This is a genomic window from Streptomyces sp. NPDC059895, from assembly GCF_042731035.1.
GTDB lineage: Bacteria > Actinomycetota > Actinomycetes > Streptomycetales > Streptomycetaceae > Streptomyces.
The window spans coordinates 50,702-69,718 of record NZ_JBHWKO010000012.1 but is presented as its reverse complement, the minus strand read 5'-3'; the positions used below and the strand labels follow the sequence as shown (position 1 = coordinate 69,718).

Below are 19,017 nucleotides of genomic sequence, written 5' to 3'. Positions count from 1 at the left end.
GCGGCGGGCTACCGGCTCGGGCTGTGGGGGCGCTCCGAGTCCGGCCGGGAGCGACCCGCCGCCCCGTCGGGGCCGGCCGGTGAGGGTGAGGCGGCACGCCCGGTGCGCGCGGCGACCACCATCACGGCGAGGCCGAGCGCCACGATCGCCGCGCCCACGTACAGCGGCGCCGTGTAGCCCAGGCCGGCGCTGATCGCGAGGCCGCCGAGCCAGGCGCCCAGGGCGTTGCCGACGTTGGAGGCGGAGACGTTGGCGCCGGCGGCGAGCGGCGCGCCGCCGGCGGCGTCCGTGACACGGGTGATCATGCCGGGGACGCTCGCGAACCCGAAGACACCCATCAGGAAGACCAGGACCACCGACGCGACCCGCCCGTCGGCCATCAGCCCGAACGCCGTGAGCGTGGCGGCGAGTCCCGCCAGGGACGCGATCAGTGTGCGGTCGCGGTCACGGTCGGCCGCCCGGCCCCCGGCGATGTTGCCGATCACCAGGCCGCTGCCGTAGACGACGAGCAGCCAGGCGACGTCGGAGCCGGCGAAGCCGGTGACCTCGGTGAAGGTGTACGCGATGTAGCTGAACGCCCCGAACATGCCGCCGTAGCCGAGAGCGGTGGCGGCCAGGGTCAGCCAGACCTGCCAGGAGCGGAAGGCGCGCAGCTGGAGGCGCAGGCCGGCCGCCCGGTGGGACTCGTCCACGGCGCCCGCCCAGGCCGGCACCCACACGGCGATGGCGGCCACGGCCAGCACACCGATCCCGGTGATCGCCCAGAACGTGGCGCGCCAGCCCCAGCGTTCACCGACGAGAGCGCCGAACGGCACGCCCAGCACGTTGGCGACCGTCAGCCCGGCGAACATCACGGCGACCGCGCGCGAGGCCCGCTCCGGCGGGACGAGACGGCGGGCGACGAGCGAGCCGATACCGAAGAAGGAGCCGTGGCACAGGGCGGCGACGACACGGCCGAGCAGCGCCACGGTGTAGGTGGGCGCGACGGCGGACAGCAGGTTGCCGAGGACGAACAGCACCACGAGTCCCACGAGAACGGTCTTGCGGGGAAGGCGCGTGGTGGCGGCGGTCAGCAGGATCGCGCCGATCGCGACGCTCAGGGCGTATCCCGAGATGAGCCATCCGGCCGCGGCCTCGGAGACGTCCAGGCTGCGGCTCACCTGGGGCAGCAGGCCCGCGATCACGAACTCGGTCAGACCGATCCCGAAACTGCCGAGCGCGAGCGCGACCAGTGCGACGGGCATCCGCCCCGTGTCCCCGCTGAGTTCCCGCTCCTGTCTGATGTTCACGCAAACATCGTAGGGACCCGCCCGCCCGGCAGGGAGGCCCGGGCCGCCGCGCGGTCGTCGTCGCGGCCACAACCGCGGGCGGCCTTGTCCTGGGGCGTTCGGGTCGTGGAACCGGGAATCAGGACCGGTCGGGCCGCACGGTCCGTTCGAGACAGTCGATCACGTTCTCCATGGTGGGGCGATCCCGTGGGTCCTTGGCGAAACACATGTCGAGGACGCGCCAGAATTCCTGCGGGAACGCTTCGCGGTCGTATTCGGGCCTCCGCCGCTCGTTGGTGGAGAGGTAGGCGGCCACCCTGCCCACGGTGCTGTCCACCGTGCGGCGTTCGTTGCGCCAGGTACCGCACGCCGCGACCACCGCGGTGACCGCGAAGGAGTACACGTCGTTGGCGCTGATCACCCTTCCGTCGAAACGCTCGGGGGCCATGTAGCCCAGGGTGCCCTCCGGCTCCTGAGCTCCCGTCGGCTGTGTGAGACCGAAGTCCCCCAGCACCCAGCGCTGCCCGTAGCGCAGGATGTTGGCCGGTTTGACATCGCCGTGGACGAGCCGCCGGCGGTGGAGGTGGCGCAGTGCCCGGGCGAGGTCGAGCAGCATGGCGGTCAACCCGTCGTCCTTCAGCGGCTCCTCGTCGATCCAGTCACGGAGCGAGCCGTCGGCCAGCCCGGTGACGATGTAGCTCCACCCCTTGAGCGGCCCCGACGCCTCCGTTCCGGCCGCACGGTAGGGAATCACGTAGGGGCTGTCGAACCCGGCCATGGTGGCCGCCTCACGGGTGAAGTACCGGTAGCGCTTCGTCGTGTCCGGCGGTTGCAGTTTGACCGCCACACGGTTCAGCGTGCGTCCGAACGCCCGCTCCTCCGCCTCCCAGACGGCGTTCAGGGACCCCCGGCCGATCTCGCGCAGAAGCAGGTACCCGGGCCCCACCGTGGCTCCGGTCAGGTCGACCAGGGGCAGATCGCCGCGACTGAGGGTCGCCCTGCTGTCGGAGGCGTCGGCGGGTACGAAGGTCAGCGGATCGAACATGCTGCGGGCCAGCTCGGTTCGCTGTCGGTGACCGTTCGGGGAGGACGGCTCGTCGGACGCGAGGTCACCCAGCAGATCGCCCAGGAAGCGGGCCGCGTTGCGGCACGCGACCGGCTGCACCCGTTCGTCCTGGCCGGGCGACTTGTCGGCGAGGAGATCGGAGACCCCGCGGATCACCATGGCCGGCACACCGCTCCACTGCCGGGCCGCGGTCAGGAACCCCAGCCCTTCCATCTCCACGGCGACGGCGTCGTTGAACGACGCGCGCAGATGATCCCGGAACTCCCCCCGCTGTCCCGCCTGGATCTTCTCACCCGCGGCGATGGGCTCCACGTGCACCCACGGCGACTCCAGTCCGTCGCCGGACGCGGCCCTGACGGGGCGCCACTTCCCGGACGCGGCGATCCGGCGTGCGAAACCCACGGTCCGGGCATCCGCGAGGGCGATGTCGGGGCGGGCGAGCATCCGCTCGTCGGTCTGCTTGCCGGTCTCGTACCCGTAGACCTTCGTCGCGAAGACGACATCCCCCAGGCGCACGCCTTCCTTCAGTCCGCCCGCCGTACCGAGGAACACGATCAGTCGCGGCCGGAGGTCCTGGATGGCCTGACTGGCCTGCAACGCGGCGTTCACGTTGCCCTGCCCGATGCACGCCACCCATGTCTCCCAGGTCGCCGACGCGACGGTGAGGTGGCCGACCGTGTACGGCGCCCCCGAGACCGAGTTCAACGGGTCCTTGCTCTCCAGCAGTTCCAGTACCGCCGCGTACTCGACCACTGTGGCCGTCAACACCACGACACGACGCGCATTGGGCATGGGACGACCCTATCGGCAGACCCCGCCCCGCTGTTGACCTTCGGGTCGGTCGAAACCCGATGATGGCGACGTGCCGAACAATGAACTGATGCCGATCGGGGCCTTCGCCCAACGCAGCGGTCTGACCGCCGGCGCGTTGCGGTTCTACGCCGACTCCGGGCTGCTGCCGCCCGCCGAGGTCGACCCGGTCTCGGGCTACCGCTACTACAGCGCCGACCAGCTGGGCCGGGCGACCCTGCTGCGGCAGCTCCGTGAGATCGCCATGCCCCTCGCCGCTGTCGAGTCGGTCCTCGGGGCCGGGGCCGAGGAGGCGTCCCGGCTTCTCGACGAGCACGTGTCCGAGGTCGTCGGGAACGCGGCGGCGGCACAGCGGAAGGCCGCCGTCGTCAGGTCCGCGCTCGGTGACGTGCCGGGCCTTGTGATCGCGGCGCTGAAGGGGCCCGTGCTGGCCGACGCGGTCGAGCAGGTCCTGACGGCGGCCACGCACGAGCCCGGGATGCCGGTCCTCGCCGGCCTGCGCATCGAGGCGGATCACGAGGCGGTCACCCTGACCGCGACGGACCGGTACCGGCCCTCCACGCGCACGCTGGTGCCGGTCGAACCGCCGACGCGGACATGGGCCGGCACGGTCGACGGAGACGATCTGCGGGCCGCGGCCGCCGGGATCCGCCGCAGTGCGCTGGTGCGGCTCGAAGCGGTGTCGCACGGGATCCGGCTCCGCGTGACCGACCGGGAGGACCGGCACTGCCGGCTGCTGTCCGACGCGTTCCCCGACCACCGGCTGATGCTCGCGTCGCTGGACGAGGTCACCACCCGTGCGACGGTCTCCAAGGAACTGCTCCTGCGAGCCCTGGAGGACCAGCCGGGCGAACGTGTCGCGCTGCACGTCGCCGACGACGAGGTGAACGTCGCGTCGGCGGACGACGGACACCCCGGCATCCGGCTCCCCGCCACCGCGACGGGGCGTCCCCTCCGGGTCCGGTTCGAGCTGACCACCCTCTATCCCGCCGTGAGCACCGCGATCGGCCCCGACGTGATGCTCGACCTGAGGGGAGACGCCCGGCCCGTCACGATCCGCTCCGCCGACCGCGGCGACCTCACCACCCTGGCCATGCCGGTCGACTCCCTCCACCCCGCCTGACGGGACGGCGCGGCCGGACCGCTCGCCTGGCCACCGGTCCACGCGGCGGGCCACCACGACGGGGCGGTGCCGCGCCGGACCCCGGCCGGTCAGCGCAAGTCCCGCACGCGGGGCTCAGAAGGCGTACCGGATGCGCAGCCAGGGCGCGTGGAGGCCGATCAGGGCACGGAGGGCGTCCACCGCCTCGGCCTTGACCTCGTTGCGGTAGCGGACGTTGAGGGCGCCGTTCTCGGAGCGCTTGGCCTGCTGGAGTTCCGGCCGCCACAGGACCTCCTCGGCACGGGGATGCCAGCCGAGGTTGACCTCGTGCAGCTCCCGGTTGTGCGTGAGCATGATCACCTCGGCGGCGGCCTGGCGCTTCACCCGCGGCGGCAGGACGTCGTCGAGGTGCCGCAGCAGCTCGGCCCAGGCGTCCTGCCAGCCGGGGCGGACGACCACGGGGGAGAGGTTGAAGTGCACCTCGTAGCCGGCGTCCAGGAAGTCCGCGGCGGCGGCGATGCGCTCGGCGACCGGTGAGGTGCGCACGTCCAGCAGCCGGGAGTCGTCCGGCGGCATCAGCGAGAAGCGGATCCGGGTCCGGCCGCGCGGGTCGAGGCGGAGCAGGTCGGGATTGACGAACTTGGTGGCGAACGACGCCTTCGCGGTCGGCCACTGCCGGAAGGCGTGCACGAGATCCGCGGTGTTGTCGCAGATCAGGGCGTCCACCGAGCAGTCGCCGTTCTCGCCGACGTCGTACACCCAGGACTCGGCGTCGCACTGGTTCGGCTCGGGCTTGCGGCCCTGCCGCGCGATGTGCCGGGCCAGGTGGGCGACGATCCGCTCGACGTTGGTGAAGACGGTGACGGGATTGGCGTACCCCTTGCGCCGCGGCACGTAGCAGTAGGCGCAGGCCATGGCGCAGCCGTTGGAGGCGCCCGGGGCGATCCAGTCCGCGGACCGGCCGTTGGGGCGCGTGGTGAGCGTCTTCCTCTCGCCCAGGACCAGCGTCTCGCCCTTGACGCGGACCCAGCGCTCGATGTTGCCCTCGTTGCCGTGCAGTCCGGGGATGCGCCAGTGGGAGCCGACCGTGATCACCCGTGCTTCGGGGAACCGGGCGATGACCTGCCGGCCGCGCGGCGAGGCGGCCGCCGCGGGTTCGGCGTGGATCTCCCGTACGGGCAGCAGACGGCGGGCCGCGGCGGAGTCCCGGAAGAACGGGCCCGCACCGGCCGCGGCCGGCCCGGGACCGAGGGCGTCGAGCCCGAACAGGGTTCCGGAGCCGTCGTCCGGGGCGGTGGAGGGGTGGTTCATGAGTGCTCCGGGACGCCTGATGCGAAGAGGTGCGGGACGAGACCCCGTCTCCCACTGTACGGCGCCGCGTGCCGGTGGGGCGTCGGGCGGAATATTTCAGGGCTAAGATTTCGGTGAGTGGTCGGCGGAGCGGGTGACGTAGGGAGGGGCGGTCATGGCGGGGAAGAAGGCGGTGGCCCAGCAGGATGCCGTCGCGGCGATCATCGAGGACTGGGCCCGGGAGCGGCCCGAGTTGGACACGTCCCCGCTGGAGGTGCTGGCCAGACTGCACCGCAGCTTCCTGCGCTACAACACCGAACTGGCCGCCGCCATCGAACGGCACGGTCTGGCGGTGGCCGGCTTCGACGTGCTCACCGCGCTGCGCCGGGCCGGTGAGCCCTACCGGCTGACCGCCGGGCAGCTCGCGGACTCGGGCCTGATCTCCTCGGCGGGGGTGACCCTGCGCATCGACAGGCTGGAGAAGGACGGTTTCCTCGTGCGGGAACGGGACGCCGGCGACCGCCGTGTCGTCTACTCGCGGCTGACCGACGCCGGGCTGGCCAAGGTGGACGAGGTGTTCTCCGAGCACCTGGACAACGAGCGCCGGATGCTGGCGGGACTGTCGCCGGCCGAGCGGCGCCAACTGGCGCGGCTGCTGTCGAAGCTGGAGCGTTCCATCGTGGCCTCGGCGGGGGCGGGGGCGGAGGCGGGGGCGTAGGTGCAGGTGCAGGTGTGGGTGCGGGCGGAGAACGGCACGGCCGGCGTCCGCCACCCTGGCCGCCGTCTCCCTCGTCGGCGCCGTCGTCGCGGGCGTCTGCGCGGAGGAGACGGCCGGCCGGAGGCTGGAGGAGGTGTCGCCCTGAGGCCTGTCGGTTCGGATCGGGTGGCGGGGGAGCCGCGGCGGTCCCTCGACGCCGTCGGTCCCGCGGCAGCCGCCGCACGCGGAACCGCCCGCGCCCCAGGTGCACTGGGCGCGGGCGGCTCCGGCCACGACCGGCGGGTCAGCCGCCTCCGGTGATCGACCACACCGGGAGCGAGCAGCAGCACAGGTCGCCGGTGCCCGGCGGAACGGGACTCAGTTCCCGACGCCGAGGTCCGACATGAACGCCGACGGGTACCGGTCTCCGCGCGCCGAGCCCGCCGGCACGGCCTTCTCGATCTCGGCGAGGTCGTCCGCGGTGAGACCGAGCCCGGCCGCGGGCAGCGCCTCCGCCAGCCGCTCCCGGGTGCGGGCGCCGACCAGCGGCACGATGTCCTCCCCCTGTGCGGCCACCCAGGCGATGGCGAGCTGGGCGACGGTGCACCCCTTCGCCTCCGCCACCCGGCGCAGAGCCTCCACGAGGGCGAGGTTGTGTTCCACGTTCCCGCTCGCGAACCGCGGGCTGACACCGCGGAAGTCGCCGGGGCCGGCGGTGCGGCCGGCGGTCCAGTGCCCGGAGATGAGGCCGCGGCCGAGAACGCCGTACGCGGTCAGGCCGATGCCGAGCTCCCGCAGCGTGGGCAGGACGTCCGCCTCCACCGCGCGGGAGACCAGCGAGTACTCGATCTGGAGGTCGGCGATCGGGTGCACGGCGTGGGCGCGGCGGATCGTCGCCGCGTCGACCTCCGAGAGGCCGACGTGCCGCACATGGCCGGCGTCGATCATCTCCTTGATCGCGCCCACGGTCTCCTCGACCGGTACCGCCGGATCCAGCCGGGCGGGACGGTAGACGTCGACGTGGTCGGTGCCCAGCCGGGTCAGCGAGTGGGCCAGGAAGTTCTTCACCGCCTCGGGACGGCCGTCGTACCCGCCGAACTCGTGGCCCGGTCCCCGCAGCGCGCCGAACTTGACGCTCAGCCGGTAGCCGTCCCGGTCCCGGCCGCGCAGCGCCTCCGAGAGCAGCAGCTCGTTGTGGCCCATGCCGTAGAAGTCGCCGGTGTCGATCAGCGTGACACCGGCCTCCAGCGCGGCGTGCACGGTGGCGATGCTCTCCGCGCGGTCGGCCGCGCCGTACGCGCCCGACATGCCCATCGCACCCAGGCCCAGCGTGGAAACGGCCGGGCCGGTGCTGCCCAGGGTCCGTACCTGCATGACGTTCTCCTCACTCGTCGATCCGTCACCCACCCTGCGCCCGGGCCGCGGCGTGCGGGAGCGGAGCGTTCATCATGGGAGAGCCGCTCCCTGGCTCGGCTGCCCGCCGCCAGGGACCATGGGGACATGCAACGTGACCAGCTCGCCGACTTCCTGCGCCGCCGCCGCGAGGCGATCCGCCCGGCCGAGGTCGGCATCGCGGACGGCCCCCGCCGCCGCACCACCGGTCTGCGCCGGGAAGAGGTGGCCCTGCTCGCCGGCATGTCGGTGGACTACGTCGTGCGCCTCGAGCAGGGCCGCAGCAGTCAGCCCTCGCCCCAGCTGCTCGGCGCGCTCGCCCGGGCGTTGCGCCTCTCCGACGACGAACGCGACCACCTGTTCCACCTGGCCGGCCACCGGCCCCCGCCCGCCGACGGGGTGGCCCGCCTGGCCCGCGCGGGCCTGATGCGCATGCTCGACCTGCTCGGCGACACCCCGGCCCTGGTCCTGTCCGACCTGGGCGAGGTCCTCGCCCAGAACCGGGCGGCCGTCCTGCTGGCTGGCGACCTCACCTCCTTCTCCGGCGACCGGCGCTACCTCGTGTACCGCTGGTTCACCGACCCCGCCACCCGCGCCGTCCACCCGCCCGAGGAGCACGAGCACCACGCCCGCCAGTTCGTGGCCGACCTGCGCGCGGCAGCCGGCCGCCGGTCCGGCGACCCCACGGTCGACGGGCTCGTCGACCGGTTGCGGGCCGCGAGCGCGGACTTCCGCCGGCTCTGGTCCGAGCACGAGGTGGCGGTCCGGCGCACCGACCGCAAGACACTGGTGCACCCACGGGTGGGCCGCCTGCTGATGGACTGCGAGACGCTGGTCACGCCCGACCGGGGTCAGCTGCTGCTGGTGTTCACCCCGGCGGACACCGAGACCCGCGAGCGGCTGGAGCTGCTGCGGGTGCTCGGCGTCGAGGACTTCCCCACCGGGACGGCGGAGACGCCCTTGCGGTGAGACGGCCCGTCGGAGGCCCCGGCGGCCCCGGCGGCGTGCCGGCCACGCCGCCGGGGCCTCCCACGGGTTCACGCGGCCAGGTCGATGCGCGTCCCCGCACCGGACGCGGTGGCGAGGTCGATGAGGAGACGCGTCACGGCCAGGTCCTGAAGCCCCACGCCCACCGAGTCGAAGAGCGTGATGTCGTCGGCGGACGTGCGGCCCGGGGCCAGCCCCTCCAGGACGTGTCCCAGTTCGGTGGCGAAGTCGCCCTCGGCCAGGGCGCCTTCGGCCAGCGGGATCAGGACCTCCCCCGACTTGTGGCGGGCGGTCGCGAAGGAGTCGACGACCACGCGCGCGCGGACGACACCCTCCGTGTCGATCTCGCGGTGGTCGGGCCGGGGCGGTGCCCCCACCGCGTTGACGTGCTGTCCCGGCCGCAGCCAGGCACCCTCGACCACCGGCTCACGGGACGGGGTGAGGGTGCACAGGACGTCCGCCGCCTCGGTGACCTGACAGGGACCGGCGAGCAGTTCGGCCCGCAGCCCCAGCTCCCGCGTGACGCGGTCGACGAGGGCGGCGCCGTGCGCCGGAGTGCGCCCCCAGACCAGAACCGACGTCCAGTCCCGGACGGTCAGCAGCGCCCGCACGTGGGCCAGGGCCAGGGGCCCCGTCCCGATCAGCCCGAGCACGCGCGCGTCCTCGCGGGCGAGCGCCCGGGTGGCGACGGCCGTCGCGGCGGCCGTGCGGTAACGGGTGACCAGGGCCCCGTCCAGCACGGCCGCCACGGCGCCGTTCCGCGCGGACAGCGCCAGCACGGCCGAGCGCTGCGCGGGCAGGCCCCGCTCCCGGTTGCCGGGCAGGTCCGCGAGGAGTTTGACCGTCGCCAGACCGGCCGGCGAGGAGACGGACGTCATGGGCAGGAAGACACCGTCCGAGCCGGGGACGCTCAGGGCGGGCGGCGCCGGCAGCGCGGCCAGCCCCCGGGCGAGGTCGCGGTGGGCCTGCTCCACCGCCGCCTCCACCGCTGCGGTGGCGTGGTCGAGGAGGCCGTGGATGTCGGAGCGGTTCAGGATCAGGGTCATCGTGGGGGTCTCCGGTACGTGGGGCGGGTGGCTGGAGTGGCGGCGGCGACGGGTGGCGGCGGCGACGGGTGGCGGGTGGATGGAATCGGGTGCGGCCGGGGGCTGGGTGCTCCACAGCATCGCCGCGGCGATCAGCAGCACCAGCACGCTCTGCACGATCTGCACGGACGACGCGGGGACCCCGGCGGCGAGCTGGAGGTTGATGCCGCCGCTGGTGAGGAAGCCCAGCAGCAGGGAGACGGCGGCCATCGCGACCAGCGAGCCGCGGGCGAGCAGGCCCACCACGAGCCCGGAGAAGCCGTATCCGGAGGAGAAGTGCTCGGCGAGCACATACGGGGCGGTCGCGACCAGGCAGGCGCCCGCGAGCCCGGCGAGACCGCCCGCCACACCGAGTGCGGACTCCTGGAGGCGGGCCACCGGCAGACCCAGCCGCGCCGACGCGGCGGGCGAGTGCCCGACCGACTTCAGCCGCAGGCCGACACCCGTGAACCGCAGCACCACACCGGTGACGACCACTGCGGCCACCGCGACGACGACGATCGCGGTCGCGGGTGACTCGGGACCGGTGAGCAGGGGAAGTCGGGCACCGGGCGGCAGCGGCTGCGACTGGGGGAGGGTCTCCGACGAGGTCACCGGCTGCCGCAGCAGCCCCTCCTCGTGCACTGCCACCGATACGGCACCCACACCGACGAAGTTCAGCAGCAGGGTCGTGATGACCTCGCTGGTTCCCCGCCGGGCCCTGAGCACGGCGGCGACGGACGCCCACGCGGCACCCGCGAGGAACCCGGCCAGGAGCGTCGACGGCACGCCGATCACGGCCGGCACGTGCGCGGGCATGGCCAGCCCGCTCGCGGCGGCGGCCAGCCCGCCCGCGCACAACTGCCCCTCTCCGCCGGCGTTCACCAGGCCCGCGCGGTGGGCGACGCTGAAGCCGGTGGCGATGAGCGCGAGCACGGCGGCGGAGTTGAGGGAACTGCCGACGGAGTACGGCGAGCCGAACGTGCCCTCCTCGAGGGCGGCCCAGGCCGTGAGGGGATCGGCTCCCGCGGCGGCGACGAGCGCGGCGCCGACGCCGGTGGCCAGCAACGCGGCGCCGGCGGCGAGGACCAGCGGGTGACGCAGACGAATGGACAGACGGGCGAGCAGGGGCGGAGGCGCCAGGGAGAGGGTCATGACGGTCCTTGCGGGGAGACGGTCCTTGCGGGGAGGAGGACAGGGAGGAGGGAAGAGGGGGAGGGAAGAGGGGGAGGAGAAGGAGGAAGAGCAGCAGAAGGAGAAGGAGGAGGAGAAAGGAGAACGGGAGGAGGGGAGGCCGGCTGACCGGGGAGTGCGCGCCCGCGGCTACGGAGCGGGTGCGGCCGATCCGGTGGTTCCGGTGGTTCCGGCGCCGGTACTGCCGGTGCCGCCAGTACCGGCGGCACCGGCCGCACCGGCCGCACCGGCGGCACGGGCGGCACCGGCCGCATCGGCCGTCTCGTGCCGCCCCCCGGTCTCCTCGTCGGCGCCCAGCATCAGCCGGCCGATCCGTTCGCGGGCCCGGGGCCCGCCCGTGGCGACGGGTGCGGACAGGCGCCCCCGGTAGGCGACGACCACGCGGTCGCACAGGGCGAGCAGTTCGTCCAGTTCGGAGGAGACGACGAGCACCCCGGTGCCGCGGGACGCCGCCTCACGCAGCCGGGTGTGCACCGCGTCCACGGCGCCGACGTCCAGTCCGCGCGTGGGCTGTGCGGCGGCGAGGCAGACCAGGGGGTCCAGGGCGAGTTCGCGGGCCAGCACCACCTTCTGCTCGTTGCCGCCCGACAGGGCGGACAGGGCGGCGTCCGGGCCGTCGGCGCGGATGCCGTGGGCCGAGAGCACGGCGCCGGCCGCGCGGCGCATCGCGGACCGGTCCAGGAACAGCCCGGCGCGGCGGAAGTGCATGAGCCGTCCGAGGAAGAGGTTCTCCGCGACGGACAGTTCGGCGACGCAGCCTTCGTGGTGCCGGTCCTCGGGGACGACCCCGAGACCGGCGGCGGTGCGCCGCGCGGGCGTGGCCCGCGTGACGTCGCTCGCGCCGACCGCCACGTCGCCCGCGTCCGGTACGAGAGAGCCGCCGATCACGGCCATCAGCTCGCTCTGCCCGTTGCCCTCGACCCCGGCGACGCCCACGATCTCACCGGGCCCGACCTCCAGGCAGACCCGGTCGAGGGCGTGCGTGCCGTCGGTCCCGCGTACGGTGAGGCCGCTCACCCGCAGCGCGGGAGGCCCGGAGCGGTCCGCCCCACCCGCCGTCGGTGCGCGCGGCGCCGGGTCGGGCCCGCCCGCGGACTCCGTCCCGGCCGCCAGCCCGATCGTGCCGGACAGGGCCGGGTCCAGGGAACCGGCGGAGCGTCCGATCATCAGCGGTACGAGCCGCTCGGCGGGCAGTTCGGCCAGCGCCCCGCCGCCGGCGACCCGCCCCGCGCGCAGCACGGTCGCCGTGTCGCCGGCGCGGGCGACCTCGCCGAGCTTGTGGGTGATGAGGACCACCGCACCGCCCTGGTCCGCGATGCGCCGGCAGGTCGTGGGGAGGGCGTCGGTGCCGGCCGGGTCGAGGACCCCGGTCGGTTCGTCGAGCAGCAGCAGGCGTGGTTCGCGCAGCAGCGCCTTGACGATCTCGACCCGCTGGCGCAGCCCGACGGGCAGGTCGGCGACGCGCGCGCCGAGGTCGAGGGCGAGGCCGTACTCGTCGGCGACCCGTTCGACGCGCCGGGCCAGGCCGGGCAGCCTCAGCAGACGCAGGTTCTCCTCGACGGTGAGGGTGGGGACGAGGCTGAAGTGCTGGTGGACCATGGCGATGCCGGCGGCGAGCGCGTCGGCCGGCCGACGCGGGGTGTACGGCGTCCCGTACAGCCGCAGGGTGCCGGTGTCGGGGGAGAGCGAGCCGTCGATCAGATGGCACAGGGTGGATTTGCCGGCGCCGTTCTCGCCCAGCACGCAGTGCACGCTGCCGGACTCGACGACCAGGCTGACGTCGTCCAGGGCGCGGACGGCGCCGAAGGACTTGGCGAGGCGGTGGATCTCCAGGGCGGGCGCCGAGGTCCCGCGGTCGGGTGAGGTGGTCATCGGGTCGTGATGTCCCCGGCCGCGATCTTCGCCTTGAGCTCGTCGAGCTTCGTCCGAGCCGCCGCGGGCGGGGTACCGCACAGCACGATGTCGTTGCGTGGCTCGTCGAAGGTGAGCCCGAAGTGGACCGCCTCCGCCTTCCAGGTGCCGGCGGCGAGGTGGTCGGCGGCGTACTCGATCTCCGCGCCGATGTCCGTCTCGACGTATCCGGCGTAGGCCGCGTCGGCGGAGCACGGGTGCGCGATCGGGCTCTCGCCGCCCGCCTCGACAGCGCGCGCGCCGCGACCCGCGACGGCGACCGGGACGCCATCGCCGCCGCCAACGCCGGCGACCGGGACGCCATCGCCGCCGCCAACGCCGGTTCCACAACGACATCGTCGAACTCGCCGGCAACCCCCTCCTCACCGGCATCATGCGTCCGCTCGAGGCGCGCACGCACTGGCTGTTCCGCCTGACCGCGCAACGCGACGCCGCCCGGCAGTGCACCGAGCACGAGCAGTTGTACGAAGCCATCGTGGCCGGTGACGGCGACCGGGCCGCGTCCCTCGCACACGACCACGTCGCGACCGGCCGTCAGGTGAGCGTCGCGCTGGCGGCGGAGTGGACGTACCCGGAGATCGATCCGGAGGCGGTGGCGGCCCGCCGCCGACGCAGGCGCTGAGCCCTGGGCCGGCCCGTGCGACGGGGTCGGCCGTGCGACCGGGTCGGCCATGAGACCGGGGGGCGGCACCTGTTGCGACGGCGGCCCTCGGCCCGCCACACCGCCGATGTCAGCCGACCGATCGTCGCCCGGCGCGGCTCAGCGAGCGGTCCCCGGGCGTCCGAGGGCGAATCGGCTCGGGCCGGGCTCGCCGCGGACGAGCGCGGCGGCCAGTTCGCCGATGACCGACGCGAACTTGAAGCCGTGCCCGGAGAAGCCGCCCAGCACGGTGACCGGGCCCTGCCGGTCGATGACGAAGTCGTGATCCGGGGTGGTGGTGTACAGGCAGGTCAACGGCTCCGGCGCGGTGTGGTCCACGCCGGGCAGCCAGCGTTCGGCGTACGACGCCAGCGCCCGCACCGTCGCGGCGTCCGGGGTGCGGTCACGGCGGTCGGGGTCGACGACCGGGCCGACCCCGTGGAAGCCCGCCTTGACGCCGTCGGTGCTGCCGAGCCCGTACACGCCGTCCACGGTCAGGCCGTCCGCGGGCAGCGCGGCGCCCGGGTGGTGGATGAAGCCGGGCCAGGCCAGCGGGTCCGCCGAGGGGAAGTGGGCCGGCTGCTCCTGGGTGACCCGCAGCGTCGGCACGCCGCTCACCAGCGGGGACGCGCCGCCGCCGGTCAGCAGGCGGGGCGTCCAGCCGCCGACGGCGAGCACCACCGCGTCCGCGCGGACCTCTTCCTCCGTCTCGGTCACCACCCGTACGCCGTCGCCGCGCACCGACAGCCCGGTCACCCGGACGCCGTGCCGGATCTCGGCACCGTGTGCCCGTGCGGCCTGCTGGAAGGCGGTGACCGCCTCGTCGGCGTGCAGCCGCCCGGCCTCCGGGTGGAACATCGCGGTGGTGTCGGCGCGCAGCCCCGGCCACCGCTCCGCCACCTCCTGCGGCGACAGCCGCTCGACGGGCCGTCCGGCGGCGGTCAGGGCCTCGTACAGCGCGTCGGTGGCCGCGGCCGGGCCGTGGTCGACGGCGCCGGTCAGGGTGAGCACCTGCCGTCCGGTCTCCTCCTCCAGACGCCGCCACAGCGGCAGCGACCGGACGGCGAGATCGACGTAGAACGGGTCCGCGTACGCCAGCCGGAAGATCCGCGAGGTGCCGTGGGAGCTGCCCCGGTCGTGGCCGGGCCGGAACCGCTCCAGCAGGGTGACCTGCTCGCCCCGGGCGGCCAGCCGCCAAGCCGCCGACGACCCCATGACTCCGCCGCCGACGACGACGATCCGACGAGAAGGCACGCTGCGTGATCCTTTGTGAGTGATCCAGACCGAACAGGCGACCGGAATCGATTGGCTGTGACCAGCAACTTTCTATCAGGAGTTCTTCCGCGTCCACCGGCCGGGCCGCAGACGGGGAGAGCGGCCGGGGGGCGCGGCCGGGGGGGACCCCAAGGACCCGGACCAAGCCGGCTCGGGAACGCCGGCCCTGTGCAGATTCCCCTGTCCTTGACGGCGCGCTGCCCCTTGTCGACGTTTCCGGCTGTCAGTTGAAGATGTCCAGGAGGTCCAGCCAGGAGCCTGCGTCGTCGGCGGGGCGGGGCCGCATCGGGAGCGGATCCGGGTAGGTCTCCGCTGCGGCCCTCGCGCGGACGATGTCGGGCCCGCCGCACGCCGCGACCGCGAAGGCACCGAAAACCTTGGCGAACGCGGCCGGGTCGCGGAACTCCACGCCGAACGCTCGGCCGTCCCGCAGCGGCACCCATACCACCCGGTCGAACCGTGTCCATTCCAGCACCGGCTGGCCGTCCGCGGTTGACCGCCCCTCCAGCCACAGCCGTGCCACGTGCAGCAGGTTCACCTTCTCCATCGGCAGCCGTTTGCGCCTCACCCGCAGTTCACGCGCCGTCAGCTCGACGCGCTGGTCCTTCTTCGGGTACCAGACGACGCCGATCCCGAACGGCACCCACAGCAGGATCCCGATCATCAGCCAGACCAGAGCGTCGCCCCACGATCGGAGCAGCCCGCCGTCCAGCAGGTACAGGGCCCCGAAGACCAGAACCCACTTCGTCGTCATCCGCCAGAATCCGCTGCCCTGCCGGTACAGGATTCGTCGCTTCCCCGTCATCGCCATGCCCGCACGCTATCCGCCGCCCCGCAGCTCACCGTAGGCGCCGCCCGCCACCGCGGGGGCGGGCGGCGACGATCCTGGCCCAGGTGCCGTCCCGCTGCCGGCGGCGGAACAGGTCAGAGACCCGGTCCCAGGGCCCGTGGCGTTCCGGCGCATCGCGCCGGGGAGCACCGGTCCGGGTCCGCCACCGTATGCCGTCTGTCAGCTGCCGCCGCGTCCACACCGCGGACGGCCCGGCTTGACGCCCTGCGGCAACAACAACTCCAGCCGCGCCCACTGGCCATGCGTCAGATCACCACGCCCCACAGTGCCTGATCATCCACGATCAGGATCCACTTCCGCGACAGACCCTGGACCATACACATGCCCGCGGGGTGCTTGGAGAAGGGGAACACGAGGGCTCCGACCTCACGGCTGCGCCTGCTTCGGCAGGGTGAGTATTTCGGCTCCGTCGTGAGTGATGGCGATCGTGTGCTCGCTGTGTGCTGTCCGGCAGCCTGTCGCGCTGCGGAGCGTCCACCCGTCGGCATCAGTGACGAGTTGAGCGGTGTCCTCCATGACCCACGGCTCCAGTGCCAGCAGCAGCCCAGGGCGCAGTCTGTATCCACGGCCCGGTCGTCCGGTGTTCGAAACGTGCGGGTCCTGGTGCATCGTCGATCCGATGCCGTGACCTCCGAACTCGGTGTTGATCGGGTACCCCGCCTCGCCGAGGACTGTGCCGATGGCATGGGAGATGTCGCCGATGCGAGCCCCGGGCCCGGCAGCGGCGATCCCTGCGGCTAGCGCGCGTTCGGTCGCACTGATCATCGCGACGCTCTCCGGGGGCCTCGCGTCGCCCACGATGAAGCTGATGGCGGCGTCCGCAGCGACTCCGCCTCTGGAGACGGCGAGGTCGAGGGTCAGCAGATCGCCGTCAGCTAGCAGGTAGTCGTATGGCCGTCCGTGGAGCACGGCGTCGTTGACGGCCGTGCAGATGTAGTGGCCGAACGGGCCGCGTCCGAAGGACGGCTCGTAGTCGACGTAACAGGACGTGGCTCCGGCCTCGACGATCATGGCTTTGGCCCACCGGTCGATGTCCAGAAGGTTCGTGCCGGTCGTGCTGCGGCTCTTCAGTGTCTGCAGGATGTCAGCGACCAGGGCGCCTGTGTCTCTTGCTCGGGCCAGCAGGGTGGGGTTCAGGATCTCGATCATGTAGCGCCCTTCGCGCAGCCAATAACTATACCGGCCATACTGTACCGGTATTAGAATCGGGGTCATGGTCAGACTGCCGCTCACTCCCGCAGAAGTCGAACGCGGACAGCGCCTCGGCGCCCTCCTACGACGGGCCAGGGGAGAGCGCTCGATGCTCGATACCGCGCTCGCCGCACGTGTCTCACCGGAAACCCTCCGGAAGATCGAGACGGGCCGCGTGGCCACCCCCGCCTTCCCGACCATCGCGGCGATCGCCGACGTCCTCGGCCTCTCCCTCGACGCGGTGTGGACCGAGATCAGCCAGCCCGGACGTGGCCTCGGAGCGACCGACTCTGGTCACCACGCGCAAGAGCAGCTGGCCTCGTAAGTCCCCGTCCCGCAGGCTGTCGCGGCCGGTCCTCAACGAGTGGCCGTGACCGACACTTTCGCAACAGAGCCTGGCTTGACTCTGTCGGGGATCTCGGTGGCTGTGGGTTTCAGCCGGCGGCTCGCCAGGAGCGCGGGCGTGGGAGGCCGTGCCCGTCGAGATGGTCCTGGAAGGTTGTCGGCGGCCACGGGGGTGCCTGTCCATGCGAGGACTGTCGGCTGAGCAGCGACGGCGCGCGGCCGGGCGACGCAGCCGGTGATCTGACGGTCCCAGTCCGGGAACAGTTCACGCGCGGCCGGGTGGAGGAAGAGGTTGCGGGCGAGGTTGCGGTGTTCGGCCGGCCAGTCCTCCAGGCCGCGTACAGGGCGAGGCCGCCGCGGTTTCCAGACCAGCATGTCCATGCTGCGGCTGATGACGCAGGCGGGGTTCGGCCGCAGCGATTCCAGCAGCAGTTTCATTGCCGCGCTCCAGGCGCACGTAGCAGTCGATGCTGATCCCGGCGAGATCGGCCAGCTCCTCGCGGCGCAGTCCCGGGGTGCGGCACCGCCCGGTGCCGACGGTGAGCCCGGCCTGCCGACGGTGAGCCCGCCTGCCGACGGTGAGCCCGCCTGCCGACGGTGAGCCCGGCCTGCTGCGGGCTGGTTCGGGTGCGGCGGGCGCGCGGGAAGCGGCCAGGTTCCGTGCCCTCGCTGGTGCCGTGAGGTGCTCGGATGCCATGGCTTCAGTGTCACACCGCGCTGGCCTGGGCGGCAGCGTGATGGGGGGCACTGTCATTCCCCCGAACAGCTCGGCCTGCCTGCGCGGGGCTCAAAGCGCGAGGGTGGATGCACGACGAGCTGTGTCCACTGGCCGTCCGCGCGTCGCGGTGAGCGAGTACGGGACGGGCGGATGAGGGTGGGCACGGCCGGAGAAGACGAAGGAGCGGAGAGAGCGGATGCGGTACATCAAGCTGCGTGACCTGGAGGTTTCCCGGATCGGCCTGGGCGCGATGGGCATGTCCCACGGCTACACCGGCTCCGGCACCGATGAGGCGGAATCGATCAGGACCCTGCACCGGGCGCTGGAGCTGGGCGTCACGCTCATCGACACCGCCGAGATCTACGGCCCCTACACCAACGAGGAACTGCTGGGCCGGGCGCTGAAGGGACGCAGGGATCAGGTGGTGCTGGCCACCAAGTTCGGCCTGGTCTCCCACGGCGGCGACGGCGCGTGGAACCTGGATTCCAGCCCGGCCAACATCCGCACGGCCGTCGAGGGCTCCTTGAAGCGGCTGGGCACCGACCACGTCGACCTGTACTACCAGCACCGCGTGGACCCGAACACACCGATCGAGGAGACCGCCGGCGCCGTCAAGGAGCTGATCACCGAGGGCAAGGTCCGCGCCTTCGGGCTCTCCGAGGCCGGTCCGGACACGATCCGCCGCGCCCACGCCGTCCAGCCGGTCACCGCGGTGCAGTCGGAGTACTCGCTGTGGACCCGCGGCATCGAGGAGCGCGTCCTGCCCGTCCTGAGGGAACTCAACATCGGCCTGGTGCCGTTCTCCCCGCTGGGCCGCGGCTTTCTGACGGGCACCGTCCGCTCCACCGACCAGTTCGACGAGGGCGACTTCAGGCGCGACAACCCCCGCTTCACCGGCGAGAACTTCCAGCGCAACCTGACGCTCGCCGACGAGGTCAAGGCCCTGGCCACCGAGGTCGGCGCCACATCCGCGCAGGTCGCGCTGGCCTGGCTGCTCGCCCAGGGCGACAGCATCGCCCCGATCCCCGGCACCAAGCGCGTCAGCCGGGTCGAGGAGAACACCGCCGCCGACGCGGTCACGCTGACCAGCGAGCAGCTCCACAAGCTCAGCAGCCTGCCGCCCGCCGCCGGGGACACGCACACCGAGGCCCAGGCGCAGATGCTCGAACGCTGATCACCCGCACCGCCCGGCACGACCCCCGTTTGGAGTAGCCCCC

17 protein-coding genes and 1 pseudogene are annotated in these 19,017 nt (G+C 73.2%); 7 read left to right on the top strand and 11 right to left on the bottom strand.

All coding sequences use genetic code 11. The features are described 5' to 3' along the window. Positions 1-8 precede the first annotated feature (8 nt). Positions 9-1,244 carry an MFS transporter gene (locus tag ACFV9M_RS16635; protein WP_385063418.1) on the bottom strand — a complete coding sequence of 412 codons (1,236 nt, stop codon included), beginning with the start codon at positions 1,242-1,244 and terminating at the stop codon, positions 9-11. A 163-nt stretch (positions 1,245-1,407) separates the two neighbouring features. Further along, positions 1,408-3,126 (bottom strand): protein kinase, encoded by a 1,719-nt coding sequence (locus ACFV9M_RS16630; protein ID WP_385063247.1) that lies wholly within the window; start codon positions 3,124-3,126, stop codon positions 1,408-1,410. Between the two features lie 70 nt (positions 3,127-3,196). Between ACFV9M_RS16630 and ACFV9M_RS16625 the strand changes: the two genes are divergently transcribed. Beyond that, entirely contained in the window at positions 3,197-4,267 is a 1,071-nt protein-coding gene (locus tag ACFV9M_RS16625; protein WP_385063245.1) for a MerR family transcriptional regulator, read from the top strand. A 114-nt stretch (positions 4,268-4,381) separates the two neighbouring features. Here the strand turns inward: ACFV9M_RS16625 and ACFV9M_RS16620 are convergent, their stop codons facing one another. Continuing rightward, entirely contained in the window at positions 4,382-5,557 is a 1,176-nt protein-coding gene (locus tag ACFV9M_RS16620; protein ID WP_385063244.1) for a spore photoproduct lyase family protein, read from the bottom strand. 154 nt (positions 5,558-5,711) lie between these two features. Here ACFV9M_RS16620 and ACFV9M_RS16615 point away from each other — a divergent pair, with 154 nt between their 5' ends. Then, entirely contained in the window at positions 5,712-6,254 is a 543-nt protein-coding gene (locus tag ACFV9M_RS16615; RefSeq protein ID WP_385063242.1) for a MarR family winged helix-turn-helix transcriptional regulator, read from the top strand. 357 nt (positions 6,255-6,611) lie between these two features. Here the strand turns inward: ACFV9M_RS16615 and ACFV9M_RS16610 are convergent, their stop codons facing one another. Continuing rightward, positions 6,612-7,607: an aldo/keto reductase gene (locus ACFV9M_RS16610; protein ID WP_385063241.1), complete on the bottom strand. Its 996-nt coding sequence runs from the start codon at positions 7,605-7,607 to the stop codon at positions 6,612-6,614. Between the two features lie 126 nt (positions 7,608-7,733). Here ACFV9M_RS16610 and ACFV9M_RS16605 point away from each other — a divergent pair, with 126 nt between their 5' ends. Then, complete coding sequence (locus ACFV9M_RS16605) at positions 7,734-8,594, top strand: helix-turn-helix transcriptional regulator (RefSeq protein WP_385063239.1); 861 nt, start codon at positions 7,734-7,736, stop codon at positions 8,592-8,594. A gap of 68 nt (positions 8,595-8,662) precedes the next feature. Here the strand turns inward: ACFV9M_RS16605 and ACFV9M_RS16600 are convergent, their stop codons facing one another. Then, complete coding sequence (locus tag ACFV9M_RS16600; RefSeq protein WP_385063237.1) at positions 8,663-10,831, bottom strand: hypothetical protein; 2,169 nt, start codon at positions 10,829-10,831, stop codon at positions 8,663-8,665. 168 nt (positions 10,832-10,999) lie between these two features. Beyond that, positions 11,000-12,742 (bottom strand): ABC transporter ATP-binding protein, encoded by a 1,743-nt coding sequence (locus ACFV9M_RS16595; RefSeq protein ID WP_385063235.1) that lies wholly within the window; start codon positions 12,740-12,742, stop codon positions 11,000-11,002. 33 nt (positions 12,743-12,775) lie between these two features. Here ACFV9M_RS16595 and ACFV9M_RS16590 point away from each other — a divergent pair, with 33 nt between their 5' ends. Then, positions 12,776-12,958, top strand: a complete 183-nt coding sequence (locus ACFV9M_RS16590) for a hypothetical protein (protein WP_385063233.1) — start codon at positions 12,776-12,778, stop codon at positions 12,956-12,958. Then, complete coding sequence (locus tag ACFV9M_RS16585; protein ID WP_385063416.1) at positions 12,948-13,403, top strand: FCD domain-containing protein; 456 nt, start codon at positions 12,948-12,950, stop codon at positions 13,401-13,403. The genes ACFV9M_RS16590 and ACFV9M_RS16585 overlap by 11 nt, the downstream gene beginning before the upstream one ends. 138 nt (positions 13,404-13,541) lie before the next feature. Here ACFV9M_RS16585 and ACFV9M_RS16580 read toward each other — a convergent pair whose 3' ends face one another. The 4 genes from ACFV9M_RS16580 to map all read right to left on the bottom strand — a co-directional run bounded on the left by ACFV9M_RS16580 (position 13,542) and on the right by map (position 16,695). Continuing rightward, positions 13,542-14,675 carry an FAD-dependent oxidoreductase gene (locus ACFV9M_RS16580; RefSeq protein WP_385063232.1) on the bottom strand — a complete coding sequence of 378 codons (1,134 nt, stop codon included), beginning with the start codon at positions 14,673-14,675 and terminating at the stop codon, positions 13,542-13,544. Between the two features lie 244 nt (positions 14,676-14,919). Continuing rightward, positions 14,920-15,507, bottom strand: coding sequence for a hypothetical protein (locus ACFV9M_RS16575; protein ID WP_385063230.1), 588 nt, complete (start codon positions 15,505-15,507; stop codon positions 14,920-14,922). Positions 15,508-15,535: 28 nt separating this feature from the next. Then, positions 15,536-15,727 carry a transposase gene (locus ACFV9M_RS16570; RefSeq protein WP_385063228.1) on the bottom strand — a complete coding sequence of 64 codons (192 nt, stop codon included), beginning with the start codon at positions 15,725-15,727 and terminating at the stop codon, positions 15,536-15,538. 185 nt (positions 15,728-15,912) lie between these two features. Then, entirely contained in the window at positions 15,913-16,695 is a 783-nt protein-coding gene (gene map, locus ACFV9M_RS16565; RefSeq protein ID WP_385063226.1) for a type I methionyl aminopeptidase, read from the bottom strand. A gap of 64 nt (positions 16,696-16,759) precedes the next feature. Between map and ACFV9M_RS16560 the strand changes: the two genes are divergently transcribed. After that, complete coding sequence (locus ACFV9M_RS16560) at positions 16,760-17,062, top strand: helix-turn-helix domain-containing protein (RefSeq protein WP_385063225.1); 303 nt, start codon at positions 16,760-16,762, stop codon at positions 17,060-17,062. Between the two features lie 224 nt (positions 17,063-17,286). Here the strand turns inward: ACFV9M_RS16560 and ACFV9M_RS16555 are convergent. Then, positions 17,287-17,774: pseudogene (locus tag ACFV9M_RS16555) on the bottom strand (hypothetical protein); the annotation flags it as partial. Positions 17,775-17,996: 222 nt separating this feature from the next. Between ACFV9M_RS16555 and ACFV9M_RS16550 the strand changes: the two are divergent. Then, complete coding sequence (locus ACFV9M_RS16550) at positions 17,997-18,974, top strand: aldo/keto reductase (protein WP_385063223.1); 978 nt, start codon at positions 17,997-17,999, stop codon at positions 18,972-18,974. Positions 18,975-19,017: the final 43 nt, after the last annotated feature.